Raw genomic sequence first — 15,963 nt, forward strand, 5'->3', positions numbered from 1 at the left:
GGCTGGAAACGCCTGTCCATTCCCCCGGACCTCATTTCGTCCGACATGCCAACAGGAACATTCAATGCAAAATATCCTCCTCTCAGCCGCCACCGTACTCCTGGCCGGATCGACATTGGTCGGCTCCGCCCATTCCGCCGAACCGCCCAAGGGAGCAGCCCACAACATCGTGCTCGTGCACGGCGCTTTCGTCGATCAGACGAGCTGGCAGCCCGTTGCCGATATTCTCGCGAAGAAGGGCTACAGCGTCACGCTGGTGGAAAATCCGCTCACTTCGCTCGTCGCCGACGTTGATGCCACCAAGCAGGCCCTCGCGAAGCAGGACGGCAGGACCGTTCTGGTCGGCCACTCATGGGGCGGCGTGGTGATCACGCAAGCCGGCAACGATCCCAAGGTTTCGGCGTTGGTCTATGTTTCCGCCTTCGCGCCGGAGGTCGGTGAATCCCTGGCGTCGCTGGCAAAGGCCGGGCCGCCGACCGAAGGCGGCAACGCGATCCATCCCGACGCGAAGGGTAATTTGTATATCGATCCCAAGGTGTTTCCGTCGGCCGTCGCGGCTGACCTTCCTCCGGAAATCGCCGCGCACCTGGCCAACTCGCAGCTTCCGCTGAACCACGTTGCGTTCGAAGCCCCCGTCGACATTGCGGCCTGGCACGACAAGCCGACTTTCTATGTCATCAGCACGAAGGACAAAGTCCTCGCGCCCGAGGCCCAGAAGTCGTTCGCAGCCAGGATGCACGCTCAGACGACGGAAGTCGCCGGCAGCCATGCGTCGCTCGTCGTCCATGCGAAGCAAGTGGCTGAGGTCATCGAAAAGGCAGCGCTCGCGAAGTGACGGTATCGCTCCCGGCGCTTTCGCGCCGGGAGTGCACACGCTGGTTCAGAGGAATGCAGAACGCCTCGTACCGCGACGGCGCAACCAAGGCACTTTATCCCTGACAGTTGTTACGGAGGACAAATGACAATCGCAAAAGTCGAGGTGGAACGCTTCAGCCTCACGAGCTCAAAGCCGTTCGACGCTGTCGTGGCTGCGCTCAAGTCGGCAGTCGGGCAACCTGACATGGTCGAATTTTTCAAGGCGACGAGGGCTACGCACTCCTTCGCGGAACTAAAGCGCATTGTGGAAAGCGGCCTCGGCCGAACGGACCTCATGCTCTTCGCGGAATTCGATTTGGGCGACATTCTGCGTCGCGAAACCGGATCCAAGACGCCCAAGATCATGCGGTTCGTGGTGGGCAATCCACTCATCATGAAAGACATGGTCAAGCACGTTCCCGATGCTGGATCCTACGCTCCAGTCACAATCCTCATCGACGAACGTCCCGATGGCGTGCATGTCTCTTATGACAAGATGGAGAGTTATCTGCTGCGTTATGGCAGCTCGGAGGCTCTAGCGGTCGCTCGAAATCTCGATGCGAAAGTCACAACCTTGCTAGGCGAATGTGCCAGCTGAAACGTCCTGATGACGTCTTCGGCCGATGCACGTGGGTCCCTCATTTCAATCGCGGCGCGGCGGGCGTTGTCATGACGCGAGCCAGACATTGGAAGGAAATGTCCTGCATGTACAAGACACTGTTCGTCACTCTCACCGCTTTGGCTCTTTCCACCGGGGCTGTGGCGTCTGCTCCTGCCGTCGGCAAAGAGCCGCTGGATGCTGCAACCCTCCGCGGGATCGAATTGAAGTTCCGTAGGCTGATGGAATTGGCCAACGACCACGATTTCAAGGCTCTGCATGACATGTTCTGGCAATCGCCCTCGACCCTGTTGGTGGCCAAGAGCGCGATCCAGTCCGAGGGGAACTGGGCCGGCTTTTGGGGTAACGAGGCAGTTGATCAAAAGCTGCATGATATCGGTAGCTCTGGTCCGGTCGTGCTCGAGCCAGATTATTCGAAGCTCAAGGTCGTCGGCCTGACGCGCGACGTCGCGGAGTCCTATGTGTCGATGAACATCACGGTCTCATATGCGGGGCAGGATGGAACAGCCAGGCCGTTTTTGATGATCATCAATTGGCTTCGCATCGGGAACGACTGGAAGGTCGCTTCCGAAATCATTCTGCCGGTGCCGCCGGCACCGGCCGCGAAGGGCTCGCGCGGAACGCGTGCGCGCTTGCGTCATGAACCGGACATCGCATCCAACCCTGAAGGATAGATATCATGATGGACAGACGCACTTTTTCTGCCGCTCTCCTGACCGGAGTTGCGGCTTCGCTGATCTCCACACCCGGCATGGCCGCAACTTCAACTCCAGTGAAGGCGAGGAACGTCGTGCTCGTGCACGGGCTGTTCGCCGACGGCTCGTGCTGGTCCGAGGTGATCGCGCGATTGCAAGGGGCAGGGCTCAATGCCACGGCCGTACAAAATCCGCTGACGACGCTTCCTGACGCGGTGGCTTCGGCTGAACGTGTGCTGGCGCGGCAAGATGGCCCGACGGTGCTGGTGGGGCATTCCTTCTCCGGGATGATCGTCACCGAGGCTGGTGTGCATCCGAACGTCTCCGCGCTGGTCTATGTGGCTGCGCGTGCGCCGGACGCGGGCGAGGACTACACCGCTCTGGCCAAGACCTACCCGACGCCGCCGGCGACGGCCGGTATTGTCTTCGATGGCGACGAAGGACGTCTCAGCGAAGAGGCATTTTTGCGCGATTTCGCGAGCGACCTGCCGAAGGCAAAAGCAAAAGTGCTCTACGCCGTCCAGCAGCCGTTCCAAAAGGCGCTGCTCTCAGGCAAGACCACCAACGCGGCCTGGCGATCCAAGCCGAGCTACTATGCCGTGTCGACCGAAGACCGCACCATCGATCCGGACCTCGAGCGCTTCATGGCCAAGCGGATGGGCGCCAAGACCATCGAGGTGAAGGCCAGCCATCTCTCGCTGATCTCCCATCCCGACGACATCACGGGGCTGATCCTCGAAGCCGCGGGACAGCGCGCCTGACGACGGCATGCGTGCGGCGGAGGGCTTGCTTGGTGTCGTTCGGGGTCAGTCTTCGAGGAGGGCTCACCGACGAGACCAGCAGATCTCGCTGCCTGAAGAGGCATTCAAACCATCTTTCGCCAAGACGGCCCAGGTTTGCGCTGGTCCATGCCCCGCGTGCGATGCGATGTAACAATCGGCGCCAGCCTAGGGAACCGTGCAGGACGGACCGCAGTTACTCAGCAACGAAGCGGGATGGCGCCGCGGGATGTCGATAATTTAGTTCGTCGCCTGTCTCTCTCCCGGTGAAAACAAATTTTCGGCAGATTTGGGGGCGAAGGAAGGGCCATGCGCGCCTTGATCCTGGCATTGTTCATCCTGACGATTGTTGCGAGCCCGAACGTGGCGAACGCCGGTCTGAGCAGTTCGCCTCGTGGATCGAGCGCACCCGCCGAGACCACGATCGCCTCGGAGGAAGCAAATCAGCAGACCGAGAACCAGATCGGCCTCACCAAGGCGAAGCGTCGTGCAGTGCAGCGCGGGCTGACCAGGCTCGGGTTCGGCACCAAGGTCAATGGGACGTTCGACGAATCGTCTCGCGCCGTCATCGCGCGTTGGCAGGAGGAGCGCGGCTACCCCGCGACCGGCTTCCTCAATGCCGCCCAGCACAAGGTCCTGATGGATGCAGCCACGGAGGCTGCCAAATCCGACCGTGAAGCCCGTCGTCGCGCCGGGGGGCGTGGGCGATATTCGCGGAATGTCGGAGGTCCAATAGGCGCGATCGGCGGTGCAATGCACAGCGTGGTGGGCGGAATATTCCGCAGGTAGTCCAACCGCAAGATTGTCGGAAGACGCCCATAGCACCTCGCAAGTCGGGGGACCGTTATGACCACGACCACGGGGCGCATGTCGGTGTGGTGTGCAATATTGGGCGGACGGGGCAGGCCAGACCCGCTTTCAGGACAACGAGTCCTCCCGGCCCTTGCACTTCGGGATGCTGCTGGGCTCGTCTCCACCGGAGAAGGAGAGGTGCTGGCAGATCTTCGGGTAGAGGTCTGCTGTCGCTCAAAAAAGAGCCCGTCGCAATCAATGATCTTCAGTCCGAGATGGGCCAGAAGCCGTCATCGTCAGACACCGCGGAAAGGTCTGTCTTGGGGCAGGAGCGACTTACGCGAGGAGCGTCATCGCAGAATGACCCAAGCCGAGGGCGTCAGGATCATCAGGCACATTGAAATCCCAAGAGCGAGTCGACCAGCTTTATGTAGCACGGAAATCTGCGAGGGTTCGCGATGCGGCTGTCGATCAAGCCAGCTCCTGAAACAGCGAAGCGGCCAGCCGAAAATCAAGCCGAGCAAGTAGAGAACGCCATCAAGTTCCACTTTGCTTAGGTCCTGTATTGGACGGCTATTGCGATAGCCGACTTACCTATGATCATGAAAAAAGAGTTAAAACTAATGTTGAGGCAAAGCTATCGGTTAGCATCGATTTGGGCCCGGGATCGGGTATCAACGCTTTGCCGACAAGGTCTGCTTCGGGTCCAATTGACGACTTTTGAAGTGAATCAACCCACGCCCTGAACGAAAGTGGGAAGCAGCTGATCTTCACCTACCCTGACCACAGTACCGTTTCCAGGTTGCGATCGATCTCTGTGGCCGCGTCGCGACCTGGTCGCCGCCGAATCGAAATCCGAAATGTCATTGCAGACCAGCAGGCCGAGGTTTGCAACTACATCGTGAAGCCCTTAATAAGGAAACGTTGAAGTCGGGGATTTCTGATGATTGCGCCAGAAGAAGAGAGGGTGCTGAAAACGCACCTGGTCGAGATGTTCGGCCACATTAGCAGCATGCGGCGGGAATTCGCCGCTCTTCAAGGTGACAGCAAGGGCAGTATCGCGACGATGACAGACACCCTCGACGCGATCGTCGAGAATACGGAGGCAGCCGGGAACGCGATCCTCGAAAGCATGGAGGCGATCGGCGCCAGCGTCGCGAAGTTGCAGAGCGTCAACGACCCGACTGTCGCGTTGGTCAGCGATGAGATCGTCGATAGCACCAACAAGGTGTTCGAGGCTTGCGCGTTTCAGGACCTCACAGGGCAGCGGATCACGCGAGTGATCAAGTCGCTGCAGTTCATGGAGGACCACATCAACAGGCTGGTCCGCATGTGGGGAAAAGAGGAGCTGGCACGGATGGCCGCCGAGCTTGCTGTCCAAAGCGCCCCAGACTTGATGGAGGGCCCGAAGCGGCCGGGCGTGGCGATTTCCCAGGACGACATCGACAAGCTGTTCGCGTGAACTGCCTCAAACCGGATGCCCATAGCGGCGAACGGTCAGATCGAGGTGGCGCTCACCCAGATCGACCGGCACGCGGACGGTCCCGAGATTTCTCTGCAGGACGCGGACAGCACGGACATGCAACAAGGTAGCCGAGAATAATCGGATAGGTTTTAGAATTGGTTGCGGCAACCTTTGACGTGTAGAATGATCAATTGAATGAACCGGGCGCGACTTCCGCTTAGGTTCACAAGCAGTCGAATCGCCAGCGACTGCGCTATGTCCGCTGCGTCCCTGATTTCAGACATTCTCGATAGAGGCGTGATCGTAGGCCGAAACTAAGGTCCCCGACGACGTGCGGCGGGAGAGATCAATTCCCCCGCTGTGCGAATCAAAAAGCCGCCGGGCGATGCCGGCGGCTTGATGTCGATGGGAGGCATGTGCGGCGGCGGTCGCGCCGCGCCTGTCTTCTCTGGCGCCAGGTCGCCGCTTACTCTGCGGCTTCCTTGCGCGGCGGCGCGAGCGCGCCGGAATCGTGGATCTCCGCGACCTGGTGATCGCTGAAGCCCAGAACCTGGCGCAGGATCTCGTCGGTGTGCTCGCCGAGCAGGGGCGAGCGGGTGACGTCGGCCGGGCTGTCGGAGAGCTTGATCGGGTTGCCGACCGAGAGGTACTTGCCGCGGGTCGGGTGGTCGACCTCGACCAGGGTGCCGGTCTTGCGCAGCGACTCGTCCTCGGCAATCTCCTTCATCGACAGGATCGGGCCGCAGGGGATGTCGAACTCGTTGAGGATGTCCATGGCCTCGAACTTGGTCTTGGTCATGGTCCACTGCTCGATGCGGCCGAAGATCTCGTTGAGGCGCGGCAGACGGGCGGCCGGCTTGGCGTAGTTCGGGTCGGTCTTCCAGGTCGGCTCACCGATCACGTCGCAGATCTTTTCCCAGACCGGGGCCTGGGTGATGAAGTAGATGTAGGCGTTCGGGTCGGTCTCCCAGCCCTTGCACTTGAGGATTCGGCCCGGCTGGCCACCGCCGGAATCATTGCCGGCGCGCGGCACAGCGTCGCCGAACGGAATGCCTTCGCCGAACTGGCTGTATTCCTTCATCGGGCCGCGCTCGAGGCGCTGCTGGTCGCGCAGTTTTACGCGGCAGAGGTTCAAGACGCCGTCCTGCATCGCGGCGGTGACGCGCTGGCCCTTGCCGGAATGGGTGCGCTGATAGAGCGCGGTGACGATGCCGAGCGCGAGGTGCAGGCCGGTGCCGGAATCGCCGATCTGGGCGCCAGTCACGAGCGGCAGGCCATCACGGAAGCCGGTCGTCGATGCCGCGCCGCCGGTGCACTGGGCGACGTTCTCGTAGACCTTGCAGTCCTCGTACGGACCGGGGCCGAAGCCCTTGATCGAGGCGACGATCATCTTGGGGTTGATCGCCTGGATCTTCTCCCAGGGGAAGCCCATGCGGTCGAGCACGCCGGGGCCGAAATTCTCGACCAGCACGTCGCACTTCTTGATCAGCTCGGTGAGGACCTCCTTGCCCTTCGGGTTCTTGGTGTCGAGCGTGATCGAGCGCTTGTTGTGGTTCAGCATCGTGAAATAGAGGCTGTCCACGTTCGGAATGTCCTGCAGCTGGCCGCGGGTGATGTCGCCCACGCCCGGCCGTTCGATCTTGATCACGTCGGCGCCGAACCAGGCCAAAAGCTGGGTGCAGGTCGGCCCTGACTGGACGTGGGTGAAGTCGAGAATGCGAACGCCCTCGAGCGCCTTGGTCATGTGTTGATCTCCGTAACGAATGGTCATCCCGCACGAGCGGGCAGGTGATGTCTTGCGGGTGGCCCTTACTTCTTCTTCGTCAGCGCGCTCTGCGGATTGAGGTTGCCGATGCGGCCGCTCTCGGAGCCGGCCGCGGGATCGATCACGGCATTGATCAAGGTCGGCTTGCCGGAATCCATCGCCTCGTTGACGGCGCGCTTCAACTCGTCCGGAGACGTGGCGTTGACGCCGACGCCGCCGAAGGCTTCCATCATCTTGTCGTAGCGCGCGCCCTTGACGAACACCGTCGTCGCCGGATCGTCGCCCGCCGAGTTCTGATCGGTCCCGCGATAGATGCCGTCATTGTTGAAGATGACGACGCAGATCGGCAGATTGTAGCGGCAGATGGTCTCGACCTCCATGCCGGAGAAGCCGAAGGCGCTGTCGCCCTCGATCGCCAGCACCGGCTTACCGGTCTCGACCGCCGCGGCGATCGCCGAGCCCATGCCGATGCCCATGACGCCCCAGGTGCCGACATCCAGGCGCTTGCGCGGCTGATACATGTCGATGACGCCACGGGCGAGGTCGAGCGTGTTGGCGCCTTCGTTGACCAGGATCGCGTCCGGACGCTCCTTGATGATGGTGCGCAGCACGCCGAGCGCGCCGTGATAGTCCATCGGCGAGTTGTTGTTCATCAGCCGCGGCGCCATCTTGGCGACGTTGTCCTCGCGCTTCTTTTGTACGGCACTCAGCCACTCGACCGGAGCCTTGGGCCAGTTGCTGCCCATCGCCTCGGCGAAGGCTGACACGACAGAACCGATGTCGCCGACGACGGGTGCGGCGATCTCGACGTTGGAGTCCATTTCCTTGGGCTCGATGTCGACCTGGATGAACTTCTTGGGGGCATCGCCCCAGGACTTGCCCTTGCCATGCGAAAGCAGCCAGTTGAGGCGGGCGCCGATCAGCATGACGACGTCGGAGTCCTTGAGCACGGTGGAGCGCGCCGCGCCGGCGCATTGCGGGTGCAGGTCGGGCAGCAGGCCCTTGGCCATGCTCATCGGCAGGAACGGGACGCCGCTCGTCTCGACGAAAGTCTTGATGGCTTCGTCGGCCTGGGCATAGGCCGCGCCCTTGCCGAGAATGATCAGCGGGCGTTTCGCATTCTTCAACAGATCGAGCGCGCGCTTGACCGAGTCGGGCGAGGGGATCTGCGCCGGCGCCGGATCAATCACCTTGACCAGCGAGGCCGCACCGGCCTGCGCGTTCATGACCTGGCCGAACAGTTTTGCCGGCAGGTCGAGATAGACGCCGCCCGGACGGCCCGACACGGCGGCGCGGATGGCGCGCGCGAAGCCGATGCCGATGTCCTGGGCATGCAGCACGCGGAACGCCGCCTTGCACAGCGGCTTGGCGATCGCGAGCTGATCCATCTCTTCGTAGTCGCCCTGCTGCAGGTCGACGACCTCGCGCTCCGAGGAGCCCGAGACCAGGATCATCGGGAAGCAGTTGGTCGTGGCATGCGCCAGCGCCGTGAGGCCGTTGAGGAAGCCGGGGGCGGAGACGGTGAGGCATACGCCCGGCTTCTTGGTGAGGAAGCCGGCGATCGCGGCGGCATAACCGGCGTTCTGCTCATGGCGGAAGGACAGCACGCGGATGCCTTCAGCCTGCGCCATGCGACCGAGGTCGGTGATCGGAATCCCCGGAACGTTGTAGATCGTATCGATCCCGTTCAGCTTCATCGCGTCGATGACGAGATGGAAGCCGTCGGTGAGCTCCTCGTGGGTATCCGGTGCCTCGGTCTTCACAGCAGTCTGCGCCATGCGCCTCTCTCCCTGGTCGTCTATGTCGAAGGCGCGTTCAGCGTCTTCTTCTCTTTGAACCTGCCTGCTGATGATCAGCTGAATAATTCCTGGCCGTGCGTCTCGACGTAGGTCGCAAGCCCCAGTGTATGATCGCGGGCGAGCTTCTCGGCGAGCTCGGTGTTGCGTTCTTCGAGCGCATCGATGATCGCGAGATGCTCGGGAAGGGACGCTGCGATACGGTCGGTACGTCCGATCGTGAGCTGACGGTAGCCGCGCACGTGCAGCAGGATGTCGCTGGTCATGTCGACGAGCACGGGCGATTCCGACAGCGAGATCAGCGCCTGATGAAACGCGATGTTCGCCTTTGAATATTCCTCGATATGATCCTGCGGCGGGCGGTCCTTGCCGAAATCCTTGAAGTAGTCGCGCAGCGCGGTGATGTCCTTCTTGCGCGCGATGGTCGTGATCAGGCGTGCGGCCATGCTTTCCAGCGCAGCCCAGGCGCGGATCATGTCGACGATCTCGCTCTTGGTCCGGCGAATCACGACGATGCCACGGCGCGGCACGGTCTTGACGAAGCCGTCCTGCTCGAGCATGGCGATCGCTTCGCGGATCGGCGTGCGGCTGACACCGAGACGCTCGGACAACGCGCGCTCGTCGAGCATCACCGGCTCGGGCGATGCATAGATGTCCATCTTCAGGATAGCTTCCCGCAAGGCTTCGTAAGCCTTGTTCTTGAAGCTCGTCTCCGGGGCGATGCGAGCGATCGCAATGTCGGCCTCGGCCATGATGGGCAATGCCTTGCTTGTTTTCTGTGTAGACAAGACCGATCTCCTCTTCCTTGGGAGATGGCTGTATACAGCATTTTGCGTCCAAGATTTTTGGCATACCAAATGCCAGACTGTCAAGCTGCGTGATTTTTCAGCGTTTCCACATCTTCGATGCGCTTGACAAAGTTTGCTTCTGGCATACCAAATGCCATAAAACGTGTCTGTCCCTCAGGAGGAAGCCCCGATGTCTGACGCCGCCGTTCCCAATGCCAAGGCCACGATCCGCGAAGTTCTCGATCGGGTGAAGGCGGATAAACGCACCAGCCTGACCGCCCCCGAGGGCAAGCTGGTGTGCGACGCCTACGGCATTCCGGTGCCGAAGGAGGGCGTGGCGAAATCGGCGGCCGAGGCCGCCAAGATGGCCGGCGACATGGGTTTCCCGGTCGTCATGAAGATCGTCTCTCCGGATATTCTCCATAAGACCGAGGCCGGCGGCGTCATCGTCGGCGTCAAGACCGCCGACGATGCGAAGGCGGCCTATGAGACCATTCTCGGCAACGCCAGGAAGTACAAGGCCGACGCCAAGATCGAAGGCATCCAGGTACAGCAGATGCTGACCGGCGGCACCGAGGTGATCGTCGGTTCGATCACCGACGGATCGTTCGGCAAGCTGGTGGCGTTCGGCCTCGGCGGCGTGCTGGTCGAGGTGCTGAAGGACGTCACCTTCCGGCTCGCGCCCGCGACCAAGGACGACGCGCTCTCCATGCTCGACGGCATCCAGGCCCATGAGATGCTGAAGGGCGTGCGCGGCGGTGAGCCGGTCAGCCGTGAGGCGCTCGCCGACGTCATCGTCAAGGTGTCGCAGCTGGTCAGCGATTTCCCGGAGATCGTCGAGCTCGACCTCAACCCGGTGTTCGCGACCAAGGCCGGTGCCATCGCCGCCGACGTCCGCATCGTCGTCGATTTCGACTACAAGCCGCGTCCGGCGCCGCGCTCCAACGAGGAGATCGTGACCGCGATGAAGCGGATCATGATGCCGACCGCGATCGCCGTGATCGGCGCCTCCGCCGAGGACGGCAAGATCGGCAACTCCGTGATGAAGAACCTGATCAATGGCGGCTACAAGGGCGAGATCTACCCGATCCACCCCAAGGCCTCCGAGATCCTCGGCTACAAGGCCTATAAGAGCGTCAAGGACGTCCCCGGCGTGATCGACACGGCGGTGTTCGCGATTCCCGCCAAGTTCGTCGCCGGCGCCCTGGTCGAGTGCGGCGAGAAGAAGATCCCCGGCGCGGTGCTGATCCCGTCGGGCTTCGCCGAAGCCGGCGCTCCGGAGCTGCAGGCCGAGATCGTCGAGATCGGCAACAAGTACAACATCCGCCTGATGGGGCCGAACATCTACGGCTTCTACTACACGCCGGCCAATCTCTGCGCGACCTTCTGCACCGCCTATGACGTCAAGGGCCACGCGGCGCTGTCGTCGCAGTCCGGCGGCATCGGCATGGCCATCATCGGCTTCTCGCGCTCGGCCAAGATGGGCGTCTCCGCGATCGTCGGCCTCGGCAACAAGTCTGATATCGATGAGGACGATCTGCTCGCCTTCTTCGAGCAGGACCCCAACACCAATTTGATCGCGCAGCACTGCGAAGACCTCAAGGACGGTCGCGCCTTCGCTGAAGCCGCCAAGCGCGTCTCCAAGAAGAAGCCGGTCATCGTGCTCAAGGCCGGCCGCACCTCGGCCGGCGCCAAGGCCGCCTCGTCGCACACCGGCGCGCTCGCCGGCAACGACAAGATCTATGAGGACGTGCTCAAGCAGTCCGGCGTCATTCGCGCCCGCTCGCTGCGCCAGCTGCTCGAATTCGCCCGCGGCGTGCCGGTGCTGCCGACGCCCAAGGGTGAGAACGTGGTCATCATCACCGGCGCCGGCGGATCGGGCGTGCTGCTGTCCGACGCCGTCGTCGACAACGGCATGTCGCTGATGGGCATGCCGGCGGATCTCGACGCCGCCTTCCGCAAGTTCATCCCGCCGTTCGGCGCCGCCGGCAATCCGGTCGACATCACCGGTGGCGAGCCGCCGATCACCTATGTGAACACGGTCAAGCTCGGCCTGTCGGACGACCGCATCCACGCGCTGATCCTCGGCTACTGGCACACGATCGTCACCCCGCCGATGGTGTTCGCCCGCAACATGGTCGAGGTGAAGAACGAGATGGCGGCCAAGGGCTTCGTCAAGCCGATCGTCGCCTCGCTCGCCGGCGACGTCGAGGTCGAGGAAGCCGCCGAATATCTCTACCAGAACGGCATCCCGGCCTACGCCTATTCGACCGAGCTGCCGGTCGAGGTGCTCGGCGCCAAGTACAAGTGGGCGCGCGGGGCAGGGCTGCTCTAAGGACGCGATAAGCTGAGGACTGCGATGGCGCCGCTCTGGGATGACCGGGGCGGCGTCATCTTATTTGATCTTGGCGGGATAGCTCCCCATCGATCGGGCGGCTCGCGCAATTGAGTGCACAGTCAGGCTAATGGCTTTGCCAGGGGGCTTCGGGTAGAATATCATTCTATCGGAATTGAGGGCGCTCGATGAACTGGCTCCAATTCATCGCGGACATTGTAGGCCATCTTGCGTGGCCGGTTGTTGTGCTGATCATCGTGTTTGCCGTGCGCAAGCACTTGGGCTCATTGGCCGAACGGATACTTGAACTGAGCTTCGGGGGCGCAACGGTTAAGTTCGATAAGCTGCTATCGACGGGCGCGGAACTGATCGAGCAGGCCAAAGAGGAAGAGCCTGAAGAGACCGCAGAGGAGATGACGAAAACTCTGAGTAAGCATATCGATAGGCTCAAAGACCTTCGTTCCCAGCCGGCGGACGAAGGACAGGCAATGGTCCTATTCAAAGATATAGAACTGAAGCTTATTAACATAGGAATCGCGCTCGGTCTGGCACCTCAAAAGGGAAGGCTCCACGCCAGGGACGTAGTGAGACATTTGCGATCGCAGAAGCAGATCGACAGCGGCTTCGCAAAGTTGTTCGACACCCTACAGGAAGGACGAAACGTGCTCGCCCACGCTCGGCGGCTAAGTCAAAGTGAGATCGAGGAGTACGTGCGGCAGGCGTCATTCTTCCTGATTCAATTGGAGATGTGGGAAGAACGCCTCAACAAGAAGAGCGGCAGGAGTGTCCCTTCTGGTTGAGCTCCCGCCCATTTCCAGGTGGAAAAACTAGCATGGATCGAGATACGTTTCTCAAGTTGGCGCCCGAGTACTACATGCTCGCGCTGTTTATCCATTTCGATTACCCGCGCGATCTGCACGGTGAGTCAAGTTTTGCCAGGGACTTTGCAGTAAATGATGATAGCGAATGGCATGATTTCGTCGAGAGCGCTCCGCTTCGTCAGGAGGCGTTGCGGCGTTTAGAAAGACTAGGCGCGATCAAGTTGGTTTTAGATGCCTTCGGGCCAATACTTTGGCATCGTGGCCCGAACTTCGAGAGGTTGCTGGACGAATGGGAGAAAACGCCGTCGAGCGTGTTCTACAAGGCAAGGATGTCGGGGGACCGGCGCGAGTGGCTTATGGCCGCTCTCCCCAAGGTCAACGGCACCGCACAGGATCTCAAAATCACGAGCGCCGACTATTCCGCCGCAGCAGTCTCCGAATTCACGTCAGATTCGTTTGCTGAGGCCGCCCATCCTGAGCCTGCCGATGAATGGGCGCCAATCACACTCGATCAGACCGACCCCGTCGTCACGGAAGCCACTAAACAGCTTGGCGCAGCGACGGAAGCGATCGAGCAGGACAACGGATACTCCATCAAGCATCCGCAAGAGCGTGACGCGGTCGTTCAAGACCTCAAGGGAGGATTAGACAAGCTTAAGTCGGGTGTTGTGAGCGTCGGATGGATGCGGAGAATTGTCAACGGATTGAGGATTAGCAGCGTCCGATTTGCTGACACGATAAAAGGACAGACGATCGACGGCACGCTCATGGCGCTCAGGGAAGTCGTTAAGTCTCACATGAGCCACCTTATCGAGCATCTATTCTGGTGGTTGCATTAAGCTGAGCTAAAACGACTGTCATGCTGTCGGTTACGAAATTGCGGTACCGTGCAGTGGAGCATTATGACCACAATACCCATCACCGGCGGCGCCTTCAGCACCATCCGCTCGGCGACGTTGAACCGCCACACCTTCTCGCGCGGCGTTGATCAGAATCGTGGCCTGATGACGCTGCCGGTTGCGCGCCCTGGCTGCATCGACGAGCGCTCGCAAGGCACAGACCTGGATGCGCGGCAGATCGGTCGGCAGTGCGAGCAGTCCGAGCGTGAGCCCCCCTCGGTCATGGCGAATTGGTTGCCTGACGGGCCGTAGGGTGCGCGGCCAATGCCATGAAGATCAGGGAGAGGGGATGGCCCGCTCGCCCATGCGCTGCTTAAGCCGTAATCAGCTCTGCCGACCTATTTGGGCTTGCGGTCGTCCGCATCGCGCGCAACCATCGTGCCGGATCACCTGAACACGCCAGCGAGACTGCCATGACCAAACTCACGCGCTTTGCGGTCGCCCCCCTGCACACCATGACGCGCCGATTGGCCGATGTCGCCTCGGGGCGCGTCGCGCCGGATCTCGTCATCACCGGCGCGCGCGTGCTCTCGACCTATTCGGAGCGCATTCATCCGGGTCGCGAGCTCTGGATCACCGGTGGGCGGATGGCGGCAGTGAAGCCGGCCGGGGCTCACAAGTCCTTCGCGGGTGGCTTCGCCATCTACGACGCGGCCGCCGGCATCATCGCGCCGGGCCTGGTCGATCCGCACATCCATATCGAGTCCTCGATGGTGACGGCCTGCGCCTATGCCGAGGCCGCTCTGCTCAACGGCACTACGACGATCTTCTGCGACAGCCACGAGATCGGCAACGTAATGGACGTCGCCGGCGTCGAAGCCATGCTGGAGGACGCGCGCGAGGCGCCGCTGTCGATCTTTCTCACCGTGCCCTCGACCGTGCCGGCGACCTCGGCGGCGCTGGAGACGGCCGGCGGCGATCTCACGCCGGACAAGATCGCCGGCCTGTTCGATCGCTGGCCGGAGGCGGTCGGGCTCGGCGAGAAGATGGACTTCGTGCCGGTGGCCATGGGCGACGAGCGCAGCCATGCCATTCTCGCTGCGGCGCTCAAGCGCGGGCGGCCGGTGTCGGGGCATGTCTATGGCCGCGAGTTCGTCGCGGCCTATGCGGCGAGCGGCGTGACCGACACCCATGAGGCGATCGACCGCGACATCGCCGATGACCTGCTCGACGCCGGGGTGTGGATCTTCCTGCGCGGCGGACCGCCGACCACGCCGTGGCACAGCCTGCCGCAGGCGATCCGCACCATCACCGAGCTCGGCGCCTCGCATAAGCGCACCGCCGTGTGTACCGACGATCGCGACGCCGACGACCTCATGCTGTTCGGGCTCGACTGGGTGGTGCGCGAAGCCGTGAAGGCCGGGATGTCGCCGGAGCAGGCGTGGTCGATGGGCTCGCTGCATGGCGCGACGCGGTTCGGCATGGACGGCGAAATCGGCGGCCTCGGCGGCGGCCGCCGCGCCGATCTCGTGCTGCTCGACGACGGCCTGAAGCCGCAATCGACCTGGTATGGCGGCGAACTCGTGGTCGACCAGGGCCGGATCACGCCGCGTCTCGATCAGGCGCTGTCGCAGCGCTACCAGTACCCGAAGGCGGCCTATGCCACGGTCAAGCTGCCGGCGCAGATGACGCTGACGCCGGAGCTGCCGACCAAGGCCTGCACGGTGAACGCGATCAAGACGGCGCTGCCGGGCATCACACTCATTCATGACAAGGTGGCGATCGAGCCGGCGAAGGATTGGGACACGCTGTTCGCGCGCCACGGCCTGTGTTTCGTCGCGGTGATCGAGCGGCACGGCAAGTCGGCCGGCAATGTCGCGCATGGGCTGCTGAAGGACTTCGGCCTCAAGCGTGGTGCGGTCGCCTCGAGCGTCGGTCATGACAGCCACAACATCATCGTGGCCGGCACCAACGAAGCCGACATGCAGGCCGCCGTGGCCGCGATCGGCGCGCAACAGGGCGGTGTCTGCGTCGTCGCCGACGGCAAGGTGAGGGCGATGGTGCCGCTGCCGATCGCGGGGCTGTTGTCCGACAAGCGCGTCACCGAGGTGGCCGAACAGGTCAAGCTGCTCAAGGCGGAATGGACCGAGGCCGGCTGCACCATTCCCTATATGGGCTTCAACCTGATCCCGCTCTCGGTCATCCCGGAGATCCGCATCACCGACAAGGGCCTCGTCCTGGTGCCGCAGATGGAGCTGGCGCCGCTGTTCGAATAGGCCGGCACGATCTCGGACGTCGTTTGCAGCAAGACGGGACCGAGCTGTTTCGCAAAGGACTGTGCGCTCCCTCTCCGGGACGGCGCCCGCTTCGGATCAAAAAGATGCCTTCCTGCCATGGGAGGGCTTACTTCGAGC

General features: G+C 62.2%; 14 protein-coding genes. 11 read left to right on the plus strand and 3 right to left on the minus strand.

The genetic code is table 11. From position 1 onward, the window contains the following. The first annotated feature begins 64 nt into the window (after positions 1-64). The 6 genes from LQG66_RS36795 (at position 65) to LQG66_RS36820 (ending at position 5,202) form a co-directional block, all read left to right on the plus strand. Positions 65-835 (plus strand): alpha/beta fold hydrolase, encoded by a 771-nt coding sequence (locus LQG66_RS36795; protein ID WP_231328080.1) that lies wholly within the window; start codon positions 65-67, stop codon positions 833-835. 123 nt (positions 836-958) lie between these two features. After that, positions 959-1,453, plus strand: a complete 495-nt coding sequence (locus LQG66_RS36800; RefSeq protein WP_231321694.1) for a DUF302 domain-containing protein — start codon at positions 959-961, stop codon at positions 1,451-1,453. A 107-nt stretch (positions 1,454-1,560) separates the two neighbouring features. Beyond that, the gene (locus LQG66_RS36805) at positions 1,561-2,148 is read left to right on the plus strand and encodes a hypothetical protein (RefSeq protein ID WP_231321696.1); all 588 of its coding nucleotides are present in this window, start codon (positions 1,561-1,563) and stop codon (positions 2,146-2,148) included. 2 nt (positions 2,149-2,150) lie between these two features. Beyond that, positions 2,151-2,930: an alpha/beta fold hydrolase gene (locus LQG66_RS36810; RefSeq protein WP_231328081.1), complete on the plus strand. Its 780-nt coding sequence runs from the start codon at positions 2,151-2,153 to the stop codon at positions 2,928-2,930. A 327-nt stretch (positions 2,931-3,257) separates the two neighbouring features. Further along, positions 3,258-3,737 (plus strand): peptidoglycan-binding domain-containing protein, encoded by a 480-nt coding sequence (locus LQG66_RS36815; protein ID WP_231321699.1) that lies wholly within the window; start codon positions 3,258-3,260, stop codon positions 3,735-3,737. A 946-nt stretch (positions 3,738-4,683) separates the two neighbouring features. Further along, positions 4,684-5,202 (plus strand): protein phosphatase CheZ, encoded by a 519-nt coding sequence (locus LQG66_RS36820; protein ID WP_231321708.1) that lies wholly within the window; start codon positions 4,684-4,686, stop codon positions 5,200-5,202. A gap of 469 nt (positions 5,203-5,671) precedes the next feature. Here the strand turns inward: LQG66_RS36820 and frc are convergent, their stop codons facing one another. From frc to LQG66_RS36835, 3 genes are all read right to left on the minus strand, one after another. After that, positions 5,672-6,949 carry a formyl-CoA transferase gene (gene frc / locus LQG66_RS36825; RefSeq protein WP_231321711.1) on the minus strand — a complete coding sequence of 426 codons (1,278 nt, stop codon included), beginning with the start codon at positions 6,947-6,949 and terminating at the stop codon, positions 5,672-5,674. A gap of 65 nt (positions 6,950-7,014) precedes the next feature. Then, positions 7,015-8,748: an oxalyl-CoA decarboxylase gene (oxc, locus tag LQG66_RS36830; RefSeq protein ID WP_231321724.1), complete on the minus strand. Its 1,734-nt coding sequence runs from the start codon at positions 8,746-8,748 to the stop codon at positions 7,015-7,017. A gap of 74 nt (positions 8,749-8,822) precedes the next feature. After that, on the minus strand, positions 8,823-9,554 hold the full coding sequence (locus LQG66_RS36835) for a GntR family transcriptional regulator (protein ID WP_231321727.1): 732 nt from the start codon (positions 9,552-9,554) through the stop codon (positions 8,823-8,825). A 190-nt stretch (positions 9,555-9,744) separates the two neighbouring features. On the opposite strand from LQG66_RS36835, the gene LQG66_RS36840 reads away from it, so the two are divergent. The 5 genes from LQG66_RS36840 (at position 9,745) to LQG66_RS36860 (ending at position 15,825) form a co-directional block, all read left to right on the plus strand. Continuing rightward, positions 9,745-11,889: an acetate--CoA ligase family protein gene (locus LQG66_RS36840; protein WP_231321730.1), complete on the plus strand. Its 2,145-nt coding sequence runs from the start codon at positions 9,745-9,747 to the stop codon at positions 11,887-11,889. A gap of 188 nt (positions 11,890-12,077) precedes the next feature. After that, positions 12,078-12,689: a hypothetical protein gene (locus LQG66_RS36845; RefSeq protein WP_231321733.1), complete on the plus strand. Its 612-nt coding sequence runs from the start codon at positions 12,078-12,080 to the stop codon at positions 12,687-12,689. Between the two features lie 32 nt (positions 12,690-12,721). Next, positions 12,722-13,549 (plus strand): hypothetical protein, encoded by an 828-nt coding sequence (locus LQG66_RS36850; protein ID WP_231321735.1) that lies wholly within the window; start codon positions 12,722-12,724, stop codon positions 13,547-13,549. Positions 13,550-13,612: 63 nt separating this feature from the next. Beyond that, positions 13,613-13,861 carry a hypothetical protein gene (locus LQG66_RS36855; RefSeq protein ID WP_231321737.1) on the plus strand — a complete coding sequence of 83 codons (249 nt, stop codon included), beginning with the start codon at positions 13,613-13,615 and terminating at the stop codon, positions 13,859-13,861. A 161-nt stretch (positions 13,862-14,022) separates the two neighbouring features. Next, positions 14,023-15,825 (plus strand): adenine deaminase, encoded by a 1,803-nt coding sequence (locus LQG66_RS36860; protein ID WP_231321739.1) that lies wholly within the window; start codon positions 14,023-14,025, stop codon positions 15,823-15,825. Positions 15,826-15,963 lie beyond the last annotated feature (138 nt).

It is taken from the genome of Bradyrhizobium ontarionense (genome assembly GCF_021088345.1).
GTDB classification, from domain to species: domain Bacteria; phylum Pseudomonadota; class Alphaproteobacteria; order Rhizobiales; family Xanthobacteraceae; genus Bradyrhizobium; species Bradyrhizobium ontarionense.